The 23,327-nt window shown below is 59.9% G+C and carries 21 protein-coding genes; 2 read left to right on the forward strand and 19 right to left on the reverse strand.

The window, feature by feature from the left end; translation table 11 throughout:
- Positions 1 to 8: 8 nt before the first annotated feature.
- The 7 genes from bioD to PLUT_RS10705 all read right to left on the reverse strand — a co-directional run bounded on the left by bioD (position 9) and on the right by PLUT_RS10705 (position 7,120).
- Entirely contained in the window at positions 9 to 704 is a 696-nt protein-coding gene (gene bioD / locus PLUT_RS10675; protein ID WP_011358778.1) for a dethiobiotin synthase, read from the reverse strand.
- The gene (gene bioC / locus PLUT_RS10680) at positions 701 to 1,492 is read right to left on the reverse strand and encodes a malonyl-ACP O-methyltransferase BioC (protein ID WP_011358779.1); all 792 of its coding nucleotides are present in this window, start codon (positions 1,490 to 1,492) and stop codon (positions 701 to 703) included. Before bioC ends, bioD begins: the two co-directional genes overlap by 4 nt.
- Complete coding sequence (locus PLUT_RS10685) at positions 1,480 to 2,163, reverse strand: pimeloyl-ACP methyl esterase BioG family protein (protein ID WP_011358780.1); 684 nt, start codon at positions 2,161 to 2,163, stop codon at positions 1,480 to 1,482. The genes bioC and PLUT_RS10685 overlap by 13 nt, the downstream gene beginning before the upstream one ends.
- Entirely contained in the window at positions 2,160 to 3,326 is a 1,167-nt protein-coding gene (locus tag PLUT_RS10690) for an aminotransferase class I/II-fold pyridoxal phosphate-dependent enzyme (RefSeq protein ID WP_011358781.1), read from the reverse strand. The genes PLUT_RS10685 and PLUT_RS10690 overlap by 4 nt, the downstream gene beginning before the upstream one ends.
- Positions 3,327 to 3,334: 8 nt before the next feature.
- Positions 3,335 to 4,333, reverse strand: coding sequence for a biotin synthase BioB (gene bioB / locus PLUT_RS10695; RefSeq protein WP_041463946.1), 999 nt, complete (start codon positions 4,331 to 4,333; stop codon positions 3,335 to 3,337).
- A 27-nt stretch (positions 4,334 to 4,360) separates the two neighbouring features.
- Positions 4,361 to 5,341 (reverse strand): biotin--[acetyl-CoA-carboxylase] ligase, encoded by a 981-nt coding sequence (locus tag PLUT_RS10700; RefSeq protein ID WP_011358783.1) that lies wholly within the window; start codon positions 5,339 to 5,341, stop codon positions 4,361 to 4,363.
- A 75-nt stretch (positions 5,342 to 5,416) separates the two neighbouring features.
- On the reverse strand, positions 5,417 to 7,120 hold the full coding sequence (locus PLUT_RS10705) for an N-acetylmuramoyl-L-alanine amidase family protein (protein WP_011358784.1): 1,704 nt from the start codon (positions 7,118 to 7,120) through the stop codon (positions 5,417 to 5,419).
- 222 nt (positions 7,121 to 7,342) lie between these two features.
- Between PLUT_RS10705 and topA the strand changes: the two genes are divergently transcribed.
- Positions 7,343 to 9,751, forward strand: a complete 2,409-nt coding sequence (topA, locus tag PLUT_RS10710) for a type I DNA topoisomerase (RefSeq protein WP_011358785.1) — start codon at positions 7,343 to 7,345, stop codon at positions 9,749 to 9,751.
- A gap of 134 nt (positions 9,752 to 9,885) precedes the next feature.
- Here the strand turns inward: topA and feoB are convergent, their stop codons facing one another.
- The 5 genes from feoB to PLUT_RS10735 all read right to left on the reverse strand — a co-directional run bounded on the left by feoB (position 9,886) and on the right by PLUT_RS10735 (position 14,743).
- Positions 9,886 to 12,024 carry a ferrous iron transport protein B gene (feoB, locus tag PLUT_RS10715; protein WP_011358786.1) on the reverse strand — a complete coding sequence of 713 codons (2,139 nt, stop codon included), beginning with the start codon at positions 12,022 to 12,024 and terminating at the stop codon, positions 9,886 to 9,888.
- Positions 12,021 to 12,314 carry a FeoA family protein gene (locus PLUT_RS10720; protein ID WP_011358787.1) on the reverse strand — a complete coding sequence of 98 codons (294 nt, stop codon included), beginning with the start codon at positions 12,312 to 12,314 and terminating at the stop codon, positions 12,021 to 12,023. Before PLUT_RS10720 ends, feoB begins: the two co-directional genes overlap by 4 nt.
- Positions 12,315 to 12,423: 109 nt before the next feature.
- Positions 12,424 to 12,807, reverse strand: a complete 384-nt coding sequence (locus PLUT_RS10725; RefSeq protein ID WP_011358788.1) for a histidine triad nucleotide-binding protein — start codon at positions 12,805 to 12,807, stop codon at positions 12,424 to 12,426.
- Positions 12,808 to 12,815: 8 nt separating this feature from the next.
- Entirely contained in the window at positions 12,816 to 14,141 is a 1,326-nt protein-coding gene (locus PLUT_RS10730) for a hemolysin family protein (protein ID WP_011358789.1), read from the reverse strand.
- Between the two features lie 125 nt (positions 14,142 to 14,266).
- On the reverse strand, positions 14,267 to 14,743 hold the full coding sequence (locus tag PLUT_RS10735) for a cupin domain-containing protein (protein ID WP_011358790.1): 477 nt from the start codon (positions 14,741 to 14,743) through the stop codon (positions 14,267 to 14,269).
- Positions 14,744 to 14,902: 159 nt separating this feature from the next.
- Between PLUT_RS10735 and PLUT_RS10740 the strand changes: the two genes are divergently transcribed.
- Complete coding sequence (locus PLUT_RS10740; protein ID WP_011358791.1) at positions 14,903 to 15,574, forward strand: fibrobacter succinogenes major paralogous domain-containing protein; 672 nt, start codon at positions 14,903 to 14,905, stop codon at positions 15,572 to 15,574.
- Between the two features lies 1 nt (position 15,575).
- Here the strand turns inward: PLUT_RS10740 and PLUT_RS10745 are convergent, their stop codons facing one another.
- The 7 genes from PLUT_RS10745 to PLUT_RS10775 all read right to left on the reverse strand — a co-directional run bounded on the left by PLUT_RS10745 (position 15,576) and on the right by PLUT_RS10775 (position 23,237).
- Entirely contained in the window at positions 15,576 to 16,352 is a 777-nt protein-coding gene (locus PLUT_RS10745; protein ID WP_011358792.1) for a succinate dehydrogenase/fumarate reductase iron-sulfur subunit, read from the reverse strand.
- A gap of 44 nt (positions 16,353 to 16,396) precedes the next feature.
- The gene (locus tag PLUT_RS10750) at positions 16,397 to 18,337 is read right to left on the reverse strand and encodes a fumarate reductase/succinate dehydrogenase flavoprotein subunit (RefSeq protein ID WP_011358793.1); all 1,941 of its coding nucleotides are present in this window, start codon (positions 18,335 to 18,337) and stop codon (positions 16,397 to 16,399) included.
- 25 nt (positions 18,338 to 18,362) lie between these two features.
- Positions 18,363 to 19,016 carry a succinate dehydrogenase cytochrome b subunit gene (locus PLUT_RS10755; protein ID WP_011358794.1) on the reverse strand — a complete coding sequence of 218 codons (654 nt, stop codon included), beginning with the start codon at positions 19,014 to 19,016 and terminating at the stop codon, positions 18,363 to 18,365.
- A gap of 109 nt (positions 19,017 to 19,125) precedes the next feature.
- Positions 19,126 to 19,779, reverse strand: a complete 654-nt coding sequence (locus tag PLUT_RS10760) for a cyclase family protein (protein ID WP_011358795.1) — start codon at positions 19,777 to 19,779, stop codon at positions 19,126 to 19,128.
- A gap of 28 nt (positions 19,780 to 19,807) precedes the next feature.
- Positions 19,808 to 20,794, reverse strand: coding sequence for a dihydroorotate dehydrogenase-like protein (locus PLUT_RS10765; RefSeq protein WP_011358796.1), 987 nt, complete (start codon positions 20,792 to 20,794; stop codon positions 19,808 to 19,810).
- A gap of 53 nt (positions 20,795 to 20,847) precedes the next feature.
- Entirely contained in the window at positions 20,848 to 22,323 is a 1,476-nt protein-coding gene (locus PLUT_RS10770) for an alkaline phosphatase (RefSeq protein WP_011358797.1), read from the reverse strand.
- 131 nt (positions 22,324 to 22,454) lie between these two features.
- Positions 22,455 to 23,237, reverse strand: a complete 783-nt coding sequence (locus PLUT_RS10775) for an alpha/beta hydrolase (protein ID WP_011358798.1) — start codon at positions 23,235 to 23,237, stop codon at positions 22,455 to 22,457.
- Positions 23,238 to 23,327 lie beyond the last annotated feature (90 nt).

The raw sequence follows: 23,327 nt of genomic DNA on the forward strand, positions 1-23,327 counted from the left end.
TTGAAGGGTTAACGGGTTGGGAATCCGAGGCACCTGAGCTGATCGGGAGTGAAACGCTGGCTTCCCGGCTCTCCCCGAAGCTCAACGATGCCGGCTCCGGAACCGGACCGGAGGAGATGCCGGCGAAAGTAATCCAGGGTGTCGTCGCCAATCGAAGGGTCCGTTTCACCGTAGCGGTTATAGACCAATCCCTGCAAGGGAATGCCCCGGTTGCGGCAGGCTTCGAGGGAGAGGAGGGTATGATTGATGCTTCCGAGCCAGGGACCCGATACAAGGATGAGCCCGAAGCCCTCCCCCGCGACGAAGTCCAGAAAAAGAAGCTCCCCGGAAAGCGGCACGAGCAGTCCCCCGACCCCCTCAAGCAGCACTATGGGGTAGCGCTCCCGGAGGGCGGCCGTTGCGCCGCGAATCGTCTCAGCGTCGACCCGTCCTCCTGCGAGGCGGGCTGCAAGGTGGGGAGAGGCCGGAAAGGGAAACGAACAGGGACATGTGAGGCCCTCATCGTCGGCTTCCTCCGGAGGAACCCCCATCAGTCGACGGTGTTCCAGAATATCGGCCGACATGCCGATGCAGCCGGTCTGCACGATCTTCTGGGTGATGGCATGCCGCCCCTCCGCCCTGAGCGCTCCGGCAAGCAGGCCGGTAACCACCGTTTTGCCGACACCGGTGCCGATGCCGGAGATGACCGTGACGGTTCCGCTCATAGCGAGCCCTCCTGTCGCTTTCGAAGGCAGCAGTAGACGGGATTGTAGGTCAGCCGCACTCCTTCAGCCTGAGAAAACATGCTGCGGTAACGGTCCGAGAACTCCTTTTGACGCCCTTTAGTCCAGGGCTTACGGGCGAGAGCGTTGACGCCGGTGCGGCTGATGTGGCGGAGCACCGCTTCAGGGGAACTGAAGGTCAGGGTGATTTCAGCTTCACGGAGTTCAAGCACCTCAAAATACCTTTCGCAGAGTTCGCCAGTCTCGGCAATGCTACGGTACGTGAGGGCCGTGCCGAGAATGGCGGCGATTTCCTGCATATTGGAACTGCTGAACGAGGTGAACAGAAAGAGCCCGCCCGGAGCCATCGAGTCGGCGATCCTCCCGAGAAAAGTCTCAAGGTCGTCGAGCCACTGCAGGGTGGCGTTGGAGACCACGAGGTCTCTTCGTTCCGGCAGGAAGGGGAGGGATTCGACATCTCCACCGAGAAAATTGAACACCACCTCCGGATGGCGGTCCATGATCCCCTGCAGGCACTCCCGGCTCTCCTCCACCAGGTCATTGGCCGTGTATCGTTCGATGCTGAAGGCCTCAAGCATGAGCTCCGTCAGCATGCCCGAACCCGAGCCTACTTCCAGCACCCGCTCAAAATGGATCCCGGATGCATGGCGGGCCGCCATTGATACAAGCTCCTGGGCCATTGCCCGCTGCACCGCTGCCTCTCCGGCATAGGAACCGAGGGTACGGCGAAACCGCTCCCGGACGAGAGCCTTGTCGGTCAAGCCTGCCATGCCGTAACCTCCCGGATGGTTCTGCAGTGGAAAAAAGGATAGTGCGGCATTGCGGCAATCAGGGTTCGGGGCGTGGCGTCCCAGGCCGCATCCTGGCGTGCGGCAGGGAAAATGGCGTCGCGCCCGCCGATGAAAGCGTGGTCGTACTCCCATCCCGGTTGGAGAACCGGACCGGAGAAGAGGCACTGGAGACTCGAGAGTTCATTTTTCTGATCTTCGGTCGTGCGGGTGGAGGGGCACTCGCTAAAGCGGGAGAGCACTTCCGTCCCGCCGCACATCCGACGCTCAAACCGGCGTCGGCCATCTTCTCCGTACCCGTCATGCGTGGCCTGGAAAATCTCAGGATCTATGCCCCGGTGCCGGTCAACAGGAAAGAGGGTCCCGTTCAGGGCGACGGCCGCGGCAATAGGGGGGAGAGGAACCGCACGGGCGGCCCAGACACCGAAGGACCAGGCTATGAGGGTAATGCGCCGGTACAGGGAGAGTTCCGGTTGCAGGTCGATGTCAGGAGTGAGTGCCGTGTAGTCGTAGAAGGCAAGCATGTCGCCCCCGAACCCATCGTCAAGGGAGTCCCTGAAGAGGCGCCCGGCATGGCATGCGTCCGTTCCCCAGCCGCTGAAGAAGAGCACCAGCTCCTCTCCGCCATCCTGTTTGAACCACTGGTGTTTCATCGCCGCAGCCCTCCAAGGCAACCGGCCACGCCGGCAATGTCATCCCACCCGAGAATGGAGCGGAGGGAGATGCGGACGCGGGCGCTGTTTTCAGGCACGCTGGGCGGGCGGACCGCCATGGCCAGAAACCCCGCATCCCGAAGAGCCGCTGCCATTTTGAGGGCACGGGAGTCCGCGCCGGCCGTAACCGGCACGATATGGCTCTCCCCCGGCACCTCGAACCCCAGTGCCGAAATCTCGCTACGAAGCCTGGAGGCAAGAGCCAGAAGTGCACGTCGCTCAACCTGCATCCCGACCTGGCGGCGGAGCGTCAGGAGACTCCAGCCGAGGGTCACGGGAGGGAGGGCTGTCGTGAAAATGAAGGTGCGCATTGTGTTGACGAGGTACTGGCGGACAACCCGGTCCATGACTGCATACGCTCCGGCGGAACCCAACGCCTTGCCGAAGGTGCCGATGATGATGTCGACTTCGCCGGTAACCCCCTCGTTTTCCGTAAGCCCGAGCCCCCGCTGACCAAACACCCCGGTGCCATGAGCCTCGTCGATGATGAGCACGGCGTCGTGGCGCTTTTTCAGCTCCACGAGACGGCGAAGATCGGCAAGGTCACCGTCCATACTGAACACCGATTCAGAAATGATGAAGATCTGGCGGTACCGGCCGCGCGCCGCTTCAAGCAGCTCCTCGAGATGAAGATAGTCACCGTGAGGGTACCGCTCCCACCGTGCATCGGCGATCTTCATGCCGTCGATGATGCTGGCGTGGTTGAGCCGGTCGGAGAGCACAAGGTCGTGGCGCCCGGCAAGGGCAGGAAGGATGCCGGTATTGGCGTGGTAGCCGCTGTTGAACACCATGGCCGCCTCACGCCCGTAGAGGCCTGCAAGTTCCTGCTCAAGTTCATCGTAGAGCGGGTGACTGCCTGTCAGAAGACGGGAGGACGAGCTTCCGAGGGGCGGCAGTCCACTCCGGCAACTCTCGAAATAAACCCTGCGCAGCTCCTGGTCGTCACCGAGTCCGAGATAGTCGTTGGAGGAGAGGTTCATGAGGCGTCTGCCGCCGATTGAAATGAAGCGCCCATCTCGGGAGGTTACCTCTGGCACTGCACGCAACCGGTCCCGTTCCTTCAGCTGTCCGAGCTCTGCGGTTATGCGTTCATGAAACTGCATCGGCTCCCTCAGGAAAAGCTTGCAAGCTGCGCTCTGAACCGGGTGTCGTCGGCGACCTCCCGTCCCCTGGTGGTCAGGTACCCGCCGGTCAGCAGCCCGTCAGCGCCCGAGAGCATCAGCAGGCCCTGGAAATCCTTCATGACGGTCTCCCGACCGGCGGCGAACTTTATGGTTTTACGGGGGTGCACCAGACGCATGATGGCGAATGTCTTCACAATCTCGTCGAGCGGAAGGGACGGAGCCCCTTCAAGCGGGGTCCCCTTGATCGGGACGAGCACGTTGATGGGGATGACCGATACATCGAGCTCCCGGAGGGCGAACATCATCTCCACCCGGTCCTCCATGTGTTCACCAACGCCAATGATACCGCCGCAGCAGACCGATACGCCGTTCCGGCGGAGGAGCCGGACCGTCTCCATACGCTCTTCGACGGCATGAGTATCGGCAATGAGCTCGCCGTACCGGCCGGGGGTCACCTGGATATTGATGTTGTAGTGCGCGATGCCGCGCCCGGCAAGTGCTTTTGCGGTATCGGGACCGAGCACGCCGAGTGATGCGCAGACCTGGAGCGAAGGGAGTTCGCTGTGCAGGCGGTCGATCATGGAAAGGATCCGCTGGAACTCATCACTCATCTTCAGGTAGCCGTAACCGCTCGTTACGATGCCGAAATGCGACACCCCCTGCTCTACGCAGCCGCGCGCCTCGAAAAGCACGGCATCTTCGTCGACGAGCGGGTAAACCTCGATGTCTGAATGGTTGTGGCGGGATTGGGCGCAGAACCGGCAGTTTTCGCCACATACTCCCGACTTCGCGTTCATGATTGAACAGGCATGCACACCGCCCTTCCCCCAGCGGTTCCGAACCTTGTTGGCAAGGGAGGCGATGTCAAGAGCGTGCTCTCCGGGAAGCGCGGCAAGCATGAGGGCCGCTTCACGGCCGATCGGCTCTCCGGTCTCAAGCACGCTGTATGCCGCACTGATTTCGGGATGAAGGGGCGGAACGCCCATAGTGGAGGACTGCATGTGTTCCATAAGTTATTTCCTTAGACGGGCCTCGCCGGATGCCACCCTGCAGGGGGTACCGTCGGGGGTTGTGATGATGAGTTCTCCGGTCGGGGCGATACCGGTGACCGTGCCTTCAAGGGTTCCATGCATACGCTCGACCGACACCGTCCTGCCCTGAAGAAAGGCGTTGTCTTCGAGTTCCTTCTGGACGAAGCGGAGGTCGTCCTCCTCCTGCTGCCATCGGTCGTAGAGCGGCTCGAGATGGTTCAGCACCGAAGCCAGAAGGGCGGGGCGGGATATCGTCCGGCCGGTTTCCATCCGTAGCGAGGTGGCCGTTCCATCAAGCTCCCCCTCAAAGCCGGCCTGATTGACATTGATGCCGATGCCGGCCACGACGAAGTGTGCACGATCTGCTTCCGACTGCATCTCACAGAGAATGCCGGAAAGCTTCCGTCCACCGACGAGAATGTCGTTCGGCCACTTTATGGCCGGCCGGAGTTCTCCATCCAGCAGGGTGAGTGCGCGATGCAGCGCCACGGCCAGAAGCAGGGTCAGCTGGGGAATGCGACCCGGCGGAAGCTGCGGACGGAGTACCAGAGAAAAATAGAGGTTCACGCCTGAAGGAGAATCCCAGCTGCGCCCGAGCCTCCCGCGGCCGGCGCTCTGGCTTTCGGCAACGACGACCGCTCCTTCATCTGCCCCCCCCGCTGCAAGCAAACGGGCTGTACTGTTCGTGGACTCGAGGCTCCGGTGCCAGTGAATCAGTCGACCGAAACGGGCAGTAGAAAGGCAAGGCTCGACCTCCACGCCAAGCGGCCTCCCGGCCATCGATGCGAGACGGTAGCCGAGACCGGTACGGGCCTCGATGCCGTAGCCTTCAGCCCGGAGCATACGGATGTGCTTCCACACAGCGCTACGGGTCATGGCGAACTCCGCCGACAGCTCCGCACCCGAAAGAAAAGTACCTGAAGCTGCAAGGCGCTGGAGGATATGGAGTGAAGTATCGTGCATACAGGTGCATAGAGGCGGCAAAGTTGTCAACTTGAATGTACAACCGGGTTGACAACTTTGCAATAAGGATACGATCTAACGGGCGGAGGCCATGCGTGATGCCTCGTATTGGGTCCGGTAGGCCTGGAGGCCCTGGAAAATCCCGTAGGCAATCTTGGTCTGCTCCTGGCGGTCACGAAGAATAACCTCTTCACGGGGATTGGAGATGTAGCCGACCTCTACAAGGGCGCTCGGCATGGAAGGAGTCCAAAGCACCATGAACCCTGCCTGGCGGACTGCCCGGCCATTCGTGCTCGTCGAACGGTCGAGCGGCTTTACGAGCTCCCGGGCGAGAGTTGTGGAGTGGCGGATGAAGGAGTTCTGGGCCATGGAGCTCATGATGAGATGCTCGTCACTGAAGTTCCGGTACTGCTCGCGGTAGTCCGATTCCTGACTTATGACACCGTTTTCAAGCATGGCGACCTTCAGTGCGGCGGCCGTCTTGTGCGGGCCGAGAATGTATACCTCCGGCCCCCGTATCGAACGGTTTTCATTGGCATTGCAGTGAACGCTGAGGAACAGCTTGCCCTCAGTGCGGTTGGCGATCCGCCCCCGCTCGTGGAGCGGGATGAAGATGTCGTCTTTACGGGTATAAACGACCTCCACATCGGGCCACTTCCGTGCAATGATGCTGCCGAGGTCCCTGACGATGTTGAGTGCGACATCCTTTTCACGGGTCCCTTTCAAGCCTACCGCCCCGGGATCCTGCCCACCGTGGCCGGCATCCAGTACGATGGTATTGAGTTTCCATTTTTCAACATCGCGGCTGATCACACTTGCGATCCGCTGTAATTTTTCCCTGCTGCGGATGGCCTCCACGTCTGCATCACTGCGAACATAGAGGAGGTAGCGGTTGTTGCGCTGGTCGCGCTGGTAATCAAGCGAGCGCACGACACCGGAGCGGCCGTCGAAGCTCACACTGAAACGCAGTGCGCCGGCAGGAGTGCGATCGGCCGTGACGGAACGCACAAGGCCCGAGGGGAACATCTTTTTAAGGATGGCCGGATCGCCGGAGGCACCGGAAAGAACGAATGATGCCCTGCCTGAAGCATCGGGCTGCGAAAGCGCAGCCGAAGCCTGTGCTCCGGAGGCGGAAAACGAGATGATCGCACCGTTGGCCCGTTCTTCAACATCAACGCCGGTTATCCTCGTCGGGCCAAAAGCCGGAGGTGGAGGAGGGGGCGTGGGGGAGAGTGTACCGATGGAAGCTTCCGATCGTCCGAGAGGACGGGGCTGCAGCCAGACCTTGAACATCTTTTCGGAAGCGCTGTAGATGACATCGCGGTCAAGCCAGATGGAAAAAATCCTGGCGGACTGGCTTATGGGAAGAAAGAGGCGCTGGTCCAGCAGCTGCGGAGCAGCGGAAAGCTGCACAATCCTTGCCGGATCGGCAGCGCGGCGGTAAACGATGCGGGCAAAACTGTTGCCGGCCGTGAGGGTGCAGACACTGCCGTGTGAAGAGATGGCCTCTTCGGCCGAGAGCATCCCGGCCGAAGTCCGGTAGGTGAGCCGCATGGCCCGCGTCATGGACTGAAGGTCGACAAGGATCCTGCCGTCTGCACCTTTGCGGGTAAGCACCTTTATGGTGTATCCCTCACCATTGCCCTGCATGATGCGGAGTGGAACCGAAGAAACGGTCCACGGAGGGGCGGTGGCGGCAGAGAGCTGCTTCGGCAGGCATGCGGCAATAATCAGGGCAAACAGGAGATGCAGGACCGCAGGACGTGAAAAGGGCATCATGAAACAGCCGATTGTCTATGGGTTGAGTCGTATGGGTTATGTCGCAGGTTTTTCAGGGCTTCAATCGACCACTCCGGGATCCGGGCTCTCCAGGGGTGCCTCCGCACCGATCAGCGGCAGTATAATAATAAATATAAGGGTAGCCTGAAATTTGTTTTTAAGCAACCAAGGCCTATCTTTTTCAAAAATTCATTGCAACGCTCTCACCACAGGGACTGACGAATGGCTTCAAAAGCAGCGGCACTGTCCGCCAGAAACAGGACCCTGATCGTCGTAGAGTCGCCCTCCAAGGCTAAGACGATCAACAAGTACCTCGGGGACGGCTACACGGTGTTCGCCTCGGTAGGCCATATCAAGGATCTTCCCAAAAAGGAGATCGGGCTTGATTTCGACAATCATTACGAGCCTCGCTACGAGATCATCCCCGGCAAGGAAAAGGTGGTGCGACAGTTGAAGAAGCTTGCGTCGGAAGCCGACGGAGTCCTGATTGCAACTGACCCTGACCGCGAGGGCGAGGCTATCGCGTGGCACATCGCCAATGAAATCGGCAGCACGCCGAAACCGGTATTCAGGGTGATGTTCAACGAAATCACCAAAAGCGCCATCCTTGCAGCCATTGATGAGCCGCGCCAGATCGACTACCGGCTGGTCCGATCCCAGCAGACCCGTCAGGGGCTCGACAAAATCGTAGGCTACCGGGTCAGCCCGTTTCTCTGGAATGTGGTCATGCGCGGCCTGTCCGCCGGGCGCGTGCAGTCCGTCGCCCTGCGGCTGATCTGCGAGCGCGAGGTGGAGATCAACAATTTTGAGGTTCAGGAGTACTGGACCATTGCGGCCGACTTCATCACAGAGGGCAAGGAAACCTTCCGTGCACGGCTGGTGAAGCTCGAAGGAAAGAAACCCGAACTCTCGAACCAGGCAGAGGCGGAAGCCGCGGCAGATCTCGTACAGAAAGGCAGCTATACGCTTCTGGACATCGCACCGCGCACCCAGCAGCGCAAGCCTCCGCTGCCCTTCACCACGTCCCTCCTCCAGCAGGCTGCATCGAACCAGCTGGGATTCGGCTCGAAAAAGACCATGCGCCTCGCACAGCAGCTCTATGAAGGCATTGATCTCGGAGAAGAAGGTGCGACCGGCCTCATCACCTACATGAGGACCGACTCTATCCGCATCGGCAATGAGGCGGCAGGACAGGCCCGCAGCTTTATCGAACACGCCTTCGGCAAGGAGTACATAGGTTGGGGCGGCGCGGCAAAATCAAGTAAAAATGCACAGGACGCCCATGAGGCAGTCCGTCCGACCGCCGTCGGCAGGCGCCCGGAACAGCTTAAGTCCTATCTCTCTGCGGACCAGTTCAAGCTCTACGACCTCATCTGGAAGAGGTTCGTGGCCGCCATGATGGCTCCGGCAAAAATCGAGCAGACAAGGGTTGACGTCGGTGATCCGGCCCGCGACATCATGTTCAGGGCAAGCGGCAGCAGGGTGCTCTTCCCCGGCTTCATGCGGGTGTTCAACGACCAGGAGGAGCTTGAGTACGAAGCCCGGAAATCGACGAAAGACGAAGGTGAGAAAGAGCAGGAGGTGCGCCTCCCGAAGCAGCTTGAGAAGGACGGACTGCTCGGCCTCGGAGAAATCGACAACCGCCAGAGCTTCACCCGTCCCCCGGCGCGCTTCAGCGAAGCGACCCTCGTCAAGGAGCTCGACAACTACGGCATCGGACGCCCCTCGACCTATGCATCCATATTCTCAACCCTTCAGGACCGCCGCTATGTGGAGCTGCAGAAAAAGAAGATCATCCCCACCATGCTCGGCATGGACGTGTCGCAGATCCTCGTTGCCAACTTCCCCGACCTCTTCAACGTAGACTTCACCGCCGAAATGGAGGGTGAGCTCGACAAGGTTGCTGCCGGAGAGGACGAGTACGAGAAAGTACTCGACAGCTTCTATCGCCCGCTGGAAACTGCGCTCAGCGTCCGGAAGGAAGATCCGCTGATCCCCCAGAACCGCGATGCGGCGCTCTGCGAGAAATGCGGCGAAGGGCACATGATCGTCAAGTGGACCCAGAGCGGCAAGTTCCTCGGCTGTTCGCGCTACCCGAAATGCCGCAACATCAAGCCGATCAGCACCAACCGCGAAAAGCCCAAGGATACCGGCATCCTCTGCCCGTCATGCGGCGAAGGGCACATGCTCCTGCGAAACGGCCGGCTCGGCCCGTTCCTTGCATGTTCCAGCTACCCGAAGTGCAACACCCTGCTCAACCTCTCGAAACAGCGGCATGTCGAACCGATGAAGATTCCTCCGGTACAGACCGATCTGGCCTGTCCGAAGTGCGGCTCGCCGATGAACCTCCGCGTCGGAAAGCGGGGGCCCTGGCTCGGATGCTCGAAGTTCCCGAAATGCCGGGGACGGATGGCATGGAACTCCCTTGACGAAGGAGTCCGGGCACACTGGGAGGCGGTCATGGAAGAACACAGGAAAGCCCATCCCTCCGTCACCCTCATGATGCTCGACGGTACCCCTGCACCGATGCAGATGGCAGTCGACGACATCATACAGATGGCAGAAGAAAGCGGCATGGTCGAAATAGCCGTCGAAGCGCCTGAAGAGGCAGTGGCAGAAAAACAGGACTAAGCATCGCGGCTCAGGAGAGGGCAACGATATAGCCGATCCCCCCTTACAGACAAAGCCCGGAGGAGCAAGAGCTCTCTCCGGGCTTTTTTCGTTCAGCGTCCCATTCCCTTAGATGACGGACCCTGTGGGCAGTATTAGAGGAACAGCAGAGCCCCCCGGTAGGCAATGAACGAAAGCACCCAGGCAACACCAAGCGAGTACGCCGAATAGAGCAGTACCGGCTTCCACCGTCCGATTTCCTTCTTCATGACTCCGAGGGCGGCAACGCAGGGCAGGTAGAGCAGCACGAACACCATCAAGCTGAGAGCAGTCGCCCGGTTGAAGGCCGGATCGTTCCTGAGGGTCGCCTGCAGGTCCCCGGTATCGGTATCGGACGAGAGTGAATAGATGGTGGCCATGGTGGAAACGACCACTTCTTTTGCGGCAAGTCCGGTGACAAGGGCGATCCCGATCCGCCAGTCGAAGCCGAGGGGCCTGATGACGGGCTCCATCAGCATGCCTGCACGTCCAGCCAGAGAATGGGCCAACTGCTCGCTCTGGGCCTTCTGCTCAAGGGTGGAAATGCGGATATCTTTTTCAGCGGCCCCGAGCCCTGCATCCGCTTCAACCGCACTGCGCGCCTGCTCTAGACCCGCTTCGATGGCCGCGCTCCGGGGGTAGTTGCTCATGACCCAGATAATGACCACTGCCGCAAGGATAAGGGTCCCGGCCTTTTTCACGTACATCAGCGCCTTCACCTTCGCCTGGAAAAACACCGACCCAAGGGTCGGCCAGCGGTAGGGAGGAAGCTCCATGACAAAGGGCTCGGAGTCGCTGCTCAGCACCGTCGACTTCAGGATCCATGCGGTCCAGAGCCCGACGGCAATGCCGAGCAGATAGATGCCGAACAGGATGTTGGCGGCCATCGAGGGGGCGAAGAACGCTCCGCAGAGCAGTACATAGACCGGCAGCTTGGCACCGCAGCTCATGAACGGGATGATCATGATGGTCGCAAGACGGTCGGTACGGCTTTTCAGTGTCCGGGTGGCCATGATGGCCGGAATGGAGCATCCGAATCCGGTAATCATCGGGATGAACGACTTTCCGTGCAGACCGAACCGGTGCATCACCCGGTCTATGACAAAGGCCGCACGCGCCATATAGCCGGATGCCTCAAGGAACGAGAGCCCGATGAAAAGAAGAACGATGTTCGGCAGAAACACCAGCACTCCGCCCACTCCGGCAAGCACCCCGTCAAGCAGGATCGAGCGAACCATGCCATCCGGAAGATAGCGCCCCCCCGCCACCGCCAGCAAGCTGAAAAGGGAGGATAGCCACTCCATGACCGGTGCACCTAAAGAGAAGGTAAAATGGAACACTGCCCATACGACAAGAAGAAAGACGGGCAGACCGAGCACCCTGTTGAGCACGACCATGTCGATGTAGTCGGTCAGCGAAGTGCGTTTTTCCGTCGGCATCTCGACGCACTCTTTCATCGCACCCCTGATGAAGGAGTGCCGATCCTCACTGATGAGCTCTTCTGGATCCGATCCGTAGAGGCGCCGCGCATCTTTCAGCGCACCCTGCATGACCACTTCGGCCTTCACCCATGCCGGCTGGCGCTGGATTTCACGGTAGACCTCCCTGTCGCTCTCGAGCAGCTTGATGGCAAGCCAGCGACTGTTGTAGGCTGCGAGTTCCAGCTCAGGTGCAAGCAGCTCCGAGATCTCGTTGATGGGCTCTTCAAGGCCGGGACGGAAAAACAGCTTGTTCTTCTGGATGGCAATGTCTCCCGTTCCGACACGGATGACATGATCAAGCAGCAACTCCAGGCCCGTACGCTTTTTGGCGGAGGTCGGCACGATGTGGCAACCCAGAAGTTTCTGGAGCTGCCGGGTATCGATCTTCATTCCCCGCTCCTCGACCTCATCCATCATGTTCAGGGCTACAAGGAAATCCACCTCCATCTCCATGAGCTGGGTGGTGAGCAGAAGGCTCCGCTCGATGTTCGGGCCCTCGATGACATTGACGACCACGTCCGGCCGTTGCTCAATCAAGTACTGCCTGGTGACTATTTCCTCAGGGGAGTAAGGGGTGAGCGAGTAGGTACCGGGAAGATCGACGACCTTTATGCGGTATCCCCGGTAGTCGAGGTATCCTTCGTATTTTTCAATCGTGACGCCCGGGAAGTTGCCTACCTTCTGGTGGGCACCCGTCAGGGCGTTGAAGAGCGACGACTTGCCGCAGTTGGGGTTGCCGGTCAGAGCAATGGAGAGTTCTTTAGGTGCTGTCATTTCGCCCCTCCCGATCCATGGCGCCGACGGCCTCCGGACTGCATCGGCATGCCGTCACCGACGCCTCCGATCCGTTCCACCATGATCCCTTCAGCCTCGCTGATGCGCATCGTGAGATAGAGCCCTTTAAAGAAAATCTCTACGGGGTCCCCAAGCGGAGCCACCCTCAGCACCTTGAAGCGGGTCCCCTTGATGAGCCCCATGTCCATAATCCTACGCCTGACGGCGGCATCAACCTTGAGGCCAGTTACTTCTGCCTTGTCACCAACCTGCAGTTCCGATAAACGCATATACATCACTCCATATGAAAACGCGTGCGCGTCAATTAATCTAGATTTAATATAAATAACAGCGCGCGAACACAAAAACGTTCCGGGCCTTTTAGCAATAGCGCAATCCCTACGCGCCGTGCGTAATGGCCGCTCCGGGAAATGGAGGCCAGCCCATCCCGGTACCGCCGAGAAGATGGCCGTGGATGTGGAAGACGCTCTGCAGGGCATCGGGTCCGCTGTTGAATACGAAACGGTAGCCGGACTGCCTGACGCCGAGAATGTCGGCGACCCTGCCGGCAGCGAGCATGATCTGGCCGGCAATATGGAGATGGTCGGGCGAAAGATCGCTCAAGGAGGCGATGTGCTCCAAAGGAATGATAAGGGCGTGGGCCGGGGCAACCGGGGAGATGTCCCTGAAGGCTAGTACATGGTCGTTGCGGTAGAGAATGTCGGCAGGGATTTCGCCTGCAATGATCCGGCAGAAAATGCAGTCAGCGCTGTGGTTCTCCATGGTGCATGTCAGGATAAAGGGTTAAGTCCGTCAACCGACTCCAGAGCGGAATCACGGAGCAGCTTCGAGGCAAGCACTTTGTCGATGCGCTGGCCGTCGAGGTCGACGATTTCCAGCCGCCAGTTTTCCCAGGTCATGATGTCGCCGGTCTGCGGCATCCGGCCGAGCATCCACATCATAAGTCCGCTGAGGGTGTGGTAACGGCCTTTCTCCTCTTCGGGAAGACTTCTGAGTTCAAGCGTATCCTTGAGTTCCGGAACCGGAATGAGACCGTCAAGGAGCCAGGAGCCGTCTTCGCGCTCGACCGCCCATGAATCCTCACTGTTGCGCGGAACGAACTCTCCTGTCACCGCTTCGAGCATGTCCTGGAGGGTGACGAGACCCTGGATCTCGCCGTACTCGTCGACCACGAACACCATCTGGCTGCCGGAAGTCCTGAAATGGTCGAGCAGTTCCATGCCGGTCAGCGATTCGGGAACATAGATGCACGGCTGAAGCTGGGAAGTGAACTCCGTCAGCCCTCCGCGAAGCGACTGGGAGAGCAGCTGCTTGGCATTGACAACACCGAGAAGCGACTGCAGGCTGCCGCTGCAGACAGGGAATCGGGAATGCTCCGACTCCGTCACCCTCGCAATATTCGCCTCCACGGGACGGAGTACATCGAGGAAAACGATGTCGGCCCGGGGCACCATCAGGGTGCCGAGCTGGCGGTCGTCAAGACGGAAAACGTTGCGGACCATCTCATGTTCATGCTGCTCAATCACTCCGGCCTCTGATCCCTCTTCAAGCATTGCATGGATCTCCTCCTCAGTCACGCGCTGCACCTCTTCGGGATTCTTTCCGAGCAGGCGAAGGATGGCATCGGTCGAAAATGATAGCAGCCTGACGAACGGGCGGGTGGCAGTAGAGAGGGTGAGCATCGGCAGTGCAACGAAGCGGGCTACCCCTTCAGGATTGAACTGGCCTAGACGTTTCGGCACCAGTTCGCCGATGACGATGGTGACATAGGTAATGGAGACAACCGCGGCAAAGGTGGCGGAAATGCGGCTGATGTCCGGATCCAGACCGAGCGATACGAGCCATGCCGACAACGGCACGGCAAAAGCTCCTTCACCGACGATGCCGTTGAGGATGCCGATGGAGGTGATGCCGATCTGGATGGTCGACAGGAAACGGATTGGTTCCTGTCCGAGCTTGATTGCTACCGAGGCGGGGCGGTCGCCGCCCTCGGCCAGTTTTGCCAGCCGGGAGCGCTTGGCGGAGACAAGGGCTATTTCGGTCATGGCAAGCATGCCGTTGACCAGAATCAGAAAAAGGAGAAAGAGCAGTTCCATACGTTGTATTTAGTTCGCTGGGGGCAGAAGCTTCGGCGCCCGGATGCATTCTATTACGCTTTTTCCCTTTTATTTCCAAAAGGGGCATCCACCCGGCTTCATGCCCCGGAACCCGCAGAAGAAACTCAGTGGACTTCGTTTCCAACGTAAGTCGTTCCATCGGGGCCGATTGCGTGGAGTTCGAGCACGACCTCCTCACTGCCGGCCACGGCATAATGAGGCACCCTCACCGGCTCGGTGAAAAAGCTGCCGGGAGGCATGGCGCGAAGGGTGGCATTGTCGAACCGTTCCCCGAAGGCGAAGTAGAGTGTCCCCTTCAGCACGGTCACCATCCTGGCCTGGTTCGGATGAAAATGCGGTTCCAGGCGGGTACCAGGGGCAAGCTTTATGCGCTGGGCGTATGACTCCGGAAGAGCGGGATCGCCGGCGAGCACCGTTGTCTCAAGACCGTGAAGCTTCGGGTTCGCCACCCAGACCAGTTCTTCCGGGAGGAACGCTACGCCCGCTTCCCCGGCGGCAGGCTGGGTTGCTGTGGGCACAGCGTGGAGCGGAGCGGCAACGAGGATGCTCAACATGAGCATGCGGAAAATGGAGGACTTCATGCTGAAGGGGTTTTGATTGACAATCACCGTACAATCTACGCAGATTGTCCCTATCGGCAAAATCCAGAGCCGGCAGCAGTCTAAGGATCCGGGACGGCGGAATTCGAAACATTCCTATATTATCCTTGATTGTTGGCATATGACCGTAAACACACCACGATGACGACCATGCACCGAATACTGAAAAGAACCCTCCTCTCGACCATCATCCTCTTCACTGCCGCCTGCTCCCGACCGGCACCGGAAGCCGTCGACATCGACGGCAACAGCTACCGGATTGTGCGTGCCGGCGCCATGACATGGACTGCCGAAAACCTGTCGGTCTCCCGGTTCCGGAACGGTGAGCTGATCCCCGAAGTCAGAGATGGGGCAGAGTGGGCAGCGCTTGCCACTCCCGCCTGGTGCTGGAACAGCAACAGCCCGGAAAACGGCAAGAAGTATGGAAAAATGTATAACTGGTATGCGGTCAATGACCCGAGGGGGCTGGCGCCCGAGGGGTGGCATGTGGCCACGGATGCAGAATGGAGCATGCTCTCGGAACTGCTCGGGGGCGAACGGGAGGCCGGCGGGAAACTGAAGGCTGTCCAGGGCTGGGCTGAGCCGAACGAAGGAGCGGAAGACACCATCGGGTTCGGTCTGCTGCCGGCCGGGGCGCGTCGTGATACGGATGGGGAGTTCATGGAACCCGGCAGCTACAACCGGCTTTGGACATCGACCGAAACCTCAGACAAAGCCGCATGGAGCCGCAGTATCGGCTACTTCGACGCCGCCTTGAGACGCGGAAAGGCGAACAAGAAGACTGGTTTTTCCGTCCGCTGCGTCAAGGATTGAGTCAGAACGATTCGCCCTTCGAGGGCTTTTCTTTCTGCTTCATGAGGGTAGCCGTGAGGAACCCGCGGTTCAGAATGGCGATGTTCGTGACGGAAATTCCCTTCGGGCACTCCGCCTCGCAGGCGTAGGTATTGCTGCAGCCGCCGAAGCCGAGGCCGTCCATACATTCCACCATCTTCATGACCCGGCGCTCCGCCTCGATCTCTCCCTGGGGGAGAAGGGCAAGGTGGGAGACTTTCGCCCCGATGAAGAGCATAGCCGCTGCATTGGCACAGGCCGCGACACATGCCCCGCAGCCGATGCAGGCTGCAGCGTCGAAAGCATCGTCCGACCGCTCCTTCGGAACAGGAATGCTGTTGGCGTCCGGCACGCCTCCGGTGTTGATGGAGACATACCCGCCCGCCTGGATGATGCGGTCAAGCGCGCTGCGGTCTACGATAAGGTCCCTGACGACGGGAAAGGCCTTGGCCCGCCAGGGCTCTATCGTGATGGTGTCGCCATCCTTGAAGGAGCGCATGTGCAGCTGGCAGGTGGTCACACCCTTCACTGGCCCGTGCGGACGGCCGTTGATGTAGAGGCTGCAGGTGCCGCAGATCCCCTCCCGGCAGTCATGATCAAAAGAAACGGGCTCCTGGCCATCTTCGATCAACTGCTGGTTGAGGATGTCGAGCATTTCGAAAAACGAACTGTCGGGGGAAATGCCGGAAACCTTGTAGGTAACCATGCCGCCTTTTGCTTCGGCGTTTTCCTGCCGCCAGATCCTGAGAGTGTAGTTCATGACCGTCGTTGAAATGGTGATGGGGGCACAGGCAAGCCGCCCCGTTACTTGTAGCAGCGCTGCGATAACTTGATGTCGTTGAACTCGAGGCGTTCACGCTGCATGGAGGGCTCCGCGCCGTCAGCAGCAGCCTCCCATGCGGCAACGTACGCATACTCATCATCATTGCGCATGGCCTCCCCTTCGGGGGTCTGGAACTCTTCGCGGAAATGTCCGCCGCACGACTCCCTGCGCATGAGAGCGTCGCGGGCCATGAGTTCGCCGAGCTCAATGAAATCGGCGACCCGCCAGGCCTTTTCAAGCTCGGGGTTGTAGCGGTCCATCCTGCCGGGCACACGAACATCTTCCATGTACTCCCGGCGGAGTTCTCCGATAAGCCCGAGTGCCTGCTGGAGGCCTGCCTCGTTGCGCGCCATGCCGCAATGATCCCACATGATCCGCCCTAGACGGCGGTGGAAGTGGTCGACGCTCCGGCTGCCGCCGGTCGAAAGATACCGGTTCAGGCGGTCACGGACGGCTTCGGCCGCAAGGGTGAACTCCTGAGAAGCGGGGTCGATGCGGGGGGTGTGGATCTCATCGGCAAGGTAGCTGCTGATGGTTGCCGGAAGGATGAAGTACCCGTCGGCAAGCCCCTGCATGAGGGCTGATGCGCCGAGCCGGTTGGCACCGTGGTCGGAGAAGTTGGCCTCGCCGATGGCGTACAGGCCCGGAATGGAAGTCATCAGCTCATAGTCGACCCAAAGGCCACCCATCGTGTAGTGGACAGCCGGATAGATCATCATCGGAGTCCGGTAAGGATCCTCTGCCACGATCTGGCCATACATCTGGAAGAGATTCCCGTAGAGTGCTTCTATGGTGTCATGCCCTTTGCGCTTGATGGCGTCCTTGAAATCAAGGAAGACGGCCATGCCGGTGCGGCCGACCCCGAACCCCGCATCACAGCGTTCCTTGGCAGCGCGGGATGCCACGTCGCGCGGCACCAGATTCCCGAAAGCGGGATAACGGCGCTCAAGGTAATAGTCACGGTCCGACTCTGGAATATCGGCCGGGGTGATCTCTCCGCTCCTGAGGCGCTCAACATCCTTTTTTAATGCCGGGACCCAGATGCGGCCGTCGTTGCGGAGGCTTTCGCTCATCAGCGTCAGCTTCGACTGGAAATCGCCGTGGACAGGAATGCAGGTTGGATGGATCTGGGTGAAGGAGGGATTGGCAAAAAGCGCCCCTTTCCTGTATGCACTCCAGGCCGGGCTTACGTTGGAGCCCATGGCGTTGGTGGAGAGGTAGAAGACGTTGCCGTAGCCACCGCTCGCCAGCACTACGGCGTGCGCTGCATGACGCTCAATCTCTCCGGTGACGAGGTTGCGGGCAATGATGCCGCGCGCCCGACCGTCGACAAGCACGGTATCGAGCACGTCGCGCCGATTGTAGAGGGTGACGGTGCCGGCCGCAATCTGGCGGGAAAGAGCTCCATAAGCACCCAGAAGCAGCTGCTGTCCGGTCTGGCCCCTTGCATAGAAGGTACGGGACACCTGCGCTCCGCCGAACGAGCGGTTGGCCAGAAGGCCGCCGTACTCGCGGGCGAAGGGAACCCCCTGAGCGACGGCGAGATCAATGATGCTGTTGCTTACTTCGGCAAGCCGGTAGACGTTGGCCTCACGGGCCCGGTAGTCGCCGCCCTTGATGGTGTCATGAAACAGGCGGTGGATGCTGTCACCGTCGTTCGGGTAGTTCTTGGCGGCGTTGATGCCGCCCTGTGCGGCAATGCTGTGGGCGCGTCGCGGGGTGTCTTGATAGCAGAACGCCTTCACGTTGTATCCGAGTTCGCCAAGCGATGCGGCTGCCGAAGCACCGGCCAGGCCCGTGCCGATGACGATGATGTCGAGCTTGCGCTTGTTCGACGGACTGACAAGCCTGCAGCCCGAACGGTATGCCGTCCATTTTTCAGCAAGGGGGCCTTCGGGAATCTGGGCGTTGAGTCTTGTCATTGCGGTACCGGTAGCGGTAAGGGGGTTAAGGGAAAAAGGCCAACCTGAGAGGAATCAGGCTGAATCCGGCTGTCATGAGGATGGCATATGCCGATCCCGCGAGCTTCAGCACCGGAGTATAGCGGCTGTGGTTCACGCCAAGCGTCTGAAAGGCCGACTGGATGGCATGGTTCAGGTGGAAGCCGAGAAAGAGGAACGAAGCGATGTAGAAGCTCGAGTACCAGGGGCTCTGGAAAAGGATGAGTGCCCGGCTGTAGAAGTCATGCCGGTCAATGCCTTCGGGCGGAGCCACGAGGCCGACCTTCAGCATCCAGAAGTCCGCAAGGTGCAGGGCGAGGAACACGAGAACGATGAGGCCGGTATGGAACATGTATTTTGACAGGAGCGAGGTGTCGCTGCTGTTTGGACGCTGGTAGCCGACAGGACGCGCGGCACGGTTCGCGCCCGATACCATGAGGCCGTAGATAATGTGGAGAAGGAAGCCCAGAAACAGCACCGGTTCGGCAATACGGATGACCGGGTTTGTGGCCATGAACTCTGCGGCAACGCTGAAGCTCCGGCCGCCATCCTGGACAAGAAGCAGAAGATTGACTCCGAGATGGACGGGAAGAAAGACCGCAAGGAAAAGGCCTGCAAGAGCCATGAGGGATTTCCTGGCGATGGACGAGTTCAACGGCATGATGGTTGATCCGGAATTGAGTGAATGGGAAAGAACGGAGTGCGGTGCCACGCGGCTTCGCCTTCGGGCGGTAAGGTAACGCGCTGGGTACCGACTTCCAATAAAATAATCACACGGCCCCCTCTTCTTCTTCGATCGCTGCGGCCCGGACCGGCGAAGCCTCGGCTCCGGCGATCTTGAGCGGGAAGGCGGAAAAAAGAAACCGCTTCCCGATGAGGGGAAAAAGTCCTGTCAGGTTTTCGACGACCACCAGCCCATGGCCGAGCAGTATCCGGTGCGACGGGTAGGCGTCCCCGAGCGGTGGATCGATTGAGGGGGAGTCGATGCCGATGCCTTTAAGACCCTTAGAAACAAGCAGCAGCGCCGCCTCCTCCTGCAGATACGGGCAGGCTTCGAAATAGGACGGGCTGCCCCAGCGGCTGCTCCACCCGGTATGGATCAGCAGGAAATCGCAACTCCCCTCAGGAGGAGCGCCGGCGGCAATGACAGTGGCCGTAACCACCCCGCCGTTTTCCGGAGCAGCGTCCAGCACGAACCCCCTTCCTGCAAACGCTTCCAGCGGGCAAGCGTCCAGCGACCGGCCTTCCGGCAGCATATGCAGCGGCAGGTCGACATGGGTCCCTGCATGAGAGGAAAACGAGTACTCCCGCTCCAGATAGCCCTCCGTCCCGTACCCGGCCGCGTCCCGCACACGGGTAACGGGAGAGGCGGGCCAGAGGGGCATGCCCTCGGCAATCGAATGACTCAGGTCGTGAATACGCATGGGGAAGGTCGAATGGTCATTCGAATAGTCATGATATGTTGCTGAAATGTTTCATGAACTGCACGCGCTCATAGCCTGCAGGGTTTTGGACGGCACCCATCGCCATCCGGCCGATAAATTCATCGAGCCTCGCAAAGCCGTGACGGTCCATGTAATCCTCGAGCTCGCCGAGCATGATGCGTATCTCCTCGAACCCTTTTCGGTAGAGCACTGAAGCGACCTCAACGGCTTTGGCGCCGGCAAGCAGCTGTTTGATGAGCGATTCGCCATCATGCACGCCGGTTGAGGCCGCAAGATCGCACCCCGTCCTTCCCGAGAGCATGGCAATCCAGCGGAGTGACTGGTACAGGTCGCCCGCGGTGCTGAAGACCGGGCCCGCTTTAAGTGCGAAGGTTTCGATGTCGATGTCAGGCGAGAAAAACCGGTTGAACAGCACCATGCCGCCGATGCCGGAACGCGACAGCCGGCCGGCCGTTTCCGACATGGATGAAAAATAGCTGCTGATCTTTGCGGCAACAGGGATGTGGACGGAGCGCGTCACCCGCTCAAGCACATCGAAATATATCTGCTCGTTTTCGGCACCGGTTCGCGATGTGTCGGAAGGTGGCACGAAGATGTTGACCTCGAGCCCCGCAGCTCCGGCCCCCTCCATCTCACGGGCAAATGACACCCACTCGCCGGAAGTGACGCAGTTGATGCTGGCTATCACGGGAACCGAAACGGCATCGCTGCATTCCTGGATCAGTGCGAGGTAGCGGTTGAGGGCGTCGCCGCGCGAGTATTCCCGGATGTAGTCCTCAGCCTGACCGTACCAGAAGCGCTGCTCGTTGCCGGCGAGGTTTTCAGCACTCTCCATAAGAATCTCTTCTTCGAAGAGCGATTTCAGCACCACGGCACCAGCACCGCACCGCGCAGCCTCCACCACGTTGTCAACGCTGCCCGTAAGGGTTGAGCTTGCTGCAATCACGGGGCTGCGGAGGTCAAGCCCCATCCAGGTCGTTGAAATGTCTGCCATAGGCTTTCTGGTTGTTCATAGTGTTGTCGGTTGCTTCAGCACCCTGAAAGGGATCATGGTGCAGAACGCGCCGGAGCGGGGGAAAATTCCCCGGGATGAGGGTCCGTAGCGCCGGAGAACCCGGCTGCCTGCATAAGCCGTTGACCGAGAACAGTGTTCGGGTAGGAGCCGCTGAACATCCCAGCATGCGCTCCGATCGCGAACACGGGGACCGGAACCGCAGTATGCACCCTGCTCCCCCACCCGATGCCCGCCCGGCGATTCAGGATCGCGCTGACAGCCGGAGAAAACCTGTCAGGGGCCGGGAACGGAGCCATGGAGGATGTAAACGCCACCTGCAGCTCCCGCCTGTTTCGGGCAGAGAGCACTAGCGCGGAGTCACGGGGGGAACCGAGACCGAAAAACACTTCGAGGCTGTCAAGCGCCATCGGGAAGGTGACCCGCCGTTCGCTCCGCCACAGCGCAACCTTATCCATGAAGCGCTCAAGCGACAGCTTCTGGTTGAGGAGCAGCCGGGGCCGGCTTTCGTATCCGCCGGCGGTGTTGCCGAGACTGAGTCCGCCGCATTCATGGTCGGCGGTGACGACGATGAGGGTGCTGGAGGGGTGGCTTCGATAGAATGCGAGCGCCTGACGGACAGCCCGGTCGAATGATGCCACATCATGCGCCACCGCCGCCGCATCATTGCCATGGCAGGCCCAGTCGATCTTTCCGCCCTCCACCATCATGAAAAATCCCTTCGGGTTCTCAAGCAGACGGATCCCTTCGCCGGTGTATGCCGCGAGATCCATCTCCCGGGAATCGGCGTCCATGGCAAAAGCCATGGCAGCACTCCGGCCATATTGACCGTACGCCCAGACGGGCTTGCCCGGCTGAACCTCCCGCAGTTCACGGGCGTTCCTTGCAATCCGGTAGCCGCCGGCCAGCATCAGGGAATCGATGTCACCATAATCCAGTTCTGCACGTGCCCGCATGAGAGGGAAGTTCCCTTCAGCGTATCCGCCAGCGAAATAGTCGACACCGCTACCGACCATCTGGCTGGCAATGTCGTGAATGCGCGTACGCGATGGGCTATGGGCGTAAAAGCAGGCCGGAGTGGCATTGTCGATGCCGACACTCGTGACGATGCCGGTCCGCATACCCGCAGTCTCAGCAATTTCGACAATGGTTTTGAGGGTGTCGAGCCGGTTGCTGCCCATGGCGATGGTGCCGACCATTGTGCCGTGCCCGGTGGCCAGAGCAGTTCCTGCAGCTGCAGAATCAGTTATGTAGTGGTCAAGGGCATGAGTCGAGACGAGTCCAGTGACCGGCAGAGAGGTCATCGCAAGCGAGTCCCCCTCCGGGAGGAGTGCACGGGCGAGTTCAACCTGAGCCAGCCCCATGCCGTCGCCAATGAAAAGAAACACATGGCGTGCGGGTGGTGCTGTCGGGACAGACGTCTCTACGGCATCCCCGATGGCCGTGTTGCGTACCGAACAACCCGGCAGGAGAAGGAGGAGGAGCGAGAGGGTAATCCATGTCCTCTGCATACTGGCTGATGGGCGGATCATGGCGGCGGCATTGTTATCGGTTAGGGGGAACATACCATGCCGGCCGGAAAGAAAACAATGCGGTTGCGTTACAGTCCCGTTAAATCCTGAGGGGAACGCAAGGACTGACCTTAACGCTCTTCACTGCGGCCCATCCGCCCCGACACATAACGGACGATTGCTTCGACAGCATCCTCGCGCTCGCAATCGCAGAACACCTGATGTCCTGAACGGCTGAGCCATAGGACCGATCTATCGGAATCCGGCGTGCCGAGTGAGCTGTTGAGGATACCGACACTTTCAGGAAGCACCGTGCTCTCACTGCGGTTATGAAGAATGAATACGGGACAATGCACCGCAGCGAGCAGCTTCTGGGTCTTTCTTATGAGCCGGAAAAACGAGAGGACCGCATCGGTCGGAACCCATTCGTAATGCCCCCGGCAGACCGCCCCCTCGGGATCGGCAAAAACGGACTTCAAGCCCCACCGCTTTACCATGAGGCTGATCGGAAAAGCGGCAAAATGCAGCGGACGGCCCGGCGCAAGCACTGAGACCAGACGAATGGCCGTAGCAACAAGAACCAGGGCATCGACCTTTCCGGGATGACGAACCGCAAGGTTGAGGGCAAGCAGAGCACCCATACTGTGGCCGACCACGATGATGCGGTCAGCCCGCTCTGCGAGTTCCCTGAACGCCGCTTCGGCATCATTGAGCCAGTCCTGCCACCGCAACCCCTTCAGGGCTGCGGGCGAAGGACCTCCATGACCGGCAAGAACAGGTATGGAAACTGGAATGCCAAGGCTCTGAAGTGGCTTAAGGAGGAGCTCGACGCTCTCCCTGTTCGCCGTGAACCCGTGGATGACGAGCACCCCGAAGGGGCTTCGCCCCGCTGTTCCGGCGTGTATGGTTACCATTCAGGCAGGCTTTGGTTGCGTGGATAAATACAATCGGACCGGCAAGCTTCGCCCGAAAGGGTTCCGGCATATGCCTTTAAAGGTAATATA

Source organism: Pelodictyon luteolum DSM 273, assembly GCF_000012485.1.
Classification (GTDB): Bacteria; Bacteroidota; Chlorobiia; order Chlorobiales; family Chlorobiaceae; genus Chlorobium; species Chlorobium luteolum.

Coding starts and splice junctions, on each gene's coding strand:
- PLUT_RS10730 (WP_011358789.1), bottom strand. CDS start 14,141: ATGGAACTGCTCTTTCTCCTTTTTCTGATTCTGGTCAACGGCATGCTT.
- PLUT_RS10705 (WP_011358784.1), bottom strand. CDS start 7,120: ATGATGCCCTTTTCACGTCCTGCGGTCCTGCATCTCCTGTTTGCCCTG.
- bioB (WP_041463946.1), bottom strand. CDS start 4,333: ATGGGCGTTCCGCCCCTTCATCCCGAAATCAGTGCGGCATACAGCGTG.
- PLUT_RS10750 (WP_011358793.1), bottom strand. CDS start 18,337: ATGACAAGACTCAACGCCCAGATTCCCGAAGGCCCCCTTGCTGAAAAA.
- PLUT_RS10765 (WP_011358796.1), bottom strand. CDS start 20,794: ATGGCAGACATTTCAACGACCTGGATGGGGCTTGACCTCCGCAGCCCC.
- feoB (WP_011358786.1), bottom strand. CDS start 12,024: ATGACAGCACCTAAAGAACTCTCCATTGCTCTGACCGGCAACCCCAAC.
- PLUT_RS10745 (WP_011358792.1), bottom strand. CDS start 16,352: ATGAACTACACTCTCAGGATCTGGCGGCAGGAAAACGCCGAAGCAAAA.
- PLUT_RS10775 (WP_011358798.1), bottom strand. CDS start 23,237: ATGGTAACCATACACGCCGGAACAGCGGGGCGAAGCCCCTTCGGGGTG.
- PLUT_RS10755 (WP_011358794.1), bottom strand. CDS start 19,016: ATGCCGTTGAACTCGTCCATCGCCAGGAAATCCCTCATGGCTCTTGCA.
- PLUT_RS10720 (WP_011358787.1), bottom strand. CDS start 12,314: ATGCGTTTATCGGAACTGCAGGTTGGTGACAAGGCAGAAGTAACTGGC.
- PLUT_RS10690 (WP_011358781.1), bottom strand. CDS start 3,326: ATGCAGTTTCATGAACGCATAACCGCAGAGCTCGGACAGCTGAAGGAA.
- bioD (WP_011358778.1), bottom strand. CDS start 704: ATGAGCGGAACCGTCACGGTCATCTCCGGCATCGGCACCGGTGTCGGC.
- PLUT_RS10740 (WP_011358791.1), top strand. CDS start 14,903: ATGACGACCATGCACCGAATACTGAAAAGAACCCTCCTCTCGACCATC.
- bioC (WP_011358779.1), bottom strand. CDS start 1,492: ATGGCAGGCTTGACCGACAAGGCTCTCGTCCGGGAGCGGTTTCGCCGT.
- PLUT_RS10770 (WP_011358797.1), bottom strand. CDS start 22,323: ATGCAGAGGACATGGATTACCCTCTCGCTCCTCCTCCTTCTCCTGCCG.
- PLUT_RS10725 (WP_011358788.1), bottom strand. CDS start 12,807: ATGGAGAACCACAGCGCTGACTGCATTTTCTGCCGGATCATTGCAGGC.
- PLUT_RS10735 (WP_011358790.1), bottom strand. CDS start 14,743: ATGAAGTCCTCCATTTTCCGCATGCTCATGTTGAGCATCCTCGTTGCC.
- PLUT_RS10760 (WP_011358795.1), bottom strand. CDS start 19,779: ATGCGTATTCACGACCTGAGTCATTCGATTGCCGAGGGCATGCCCCTC.
- PLUT_RS10700 (WP_011358783.1), bottom strand. CDS start 5,341: ATGCACGATACTTCACTCCATATCCTCCAGCGCCTTGCAGCTTCAGGT.
- PLUT_RS10685 (WP_011358780.1), bottom strand. CDS start 2,163: ATGAAACACCAGTGGTTCAAACAGGATGGCGGAGAGGAGCTGGTGCTC.
- topA (WP_011358785.1), top strand. CDS start 7,343: ATGGCTTCAAAAGCAGCGGCACTGTCCGCCAGAAACAGGACCCTGATC.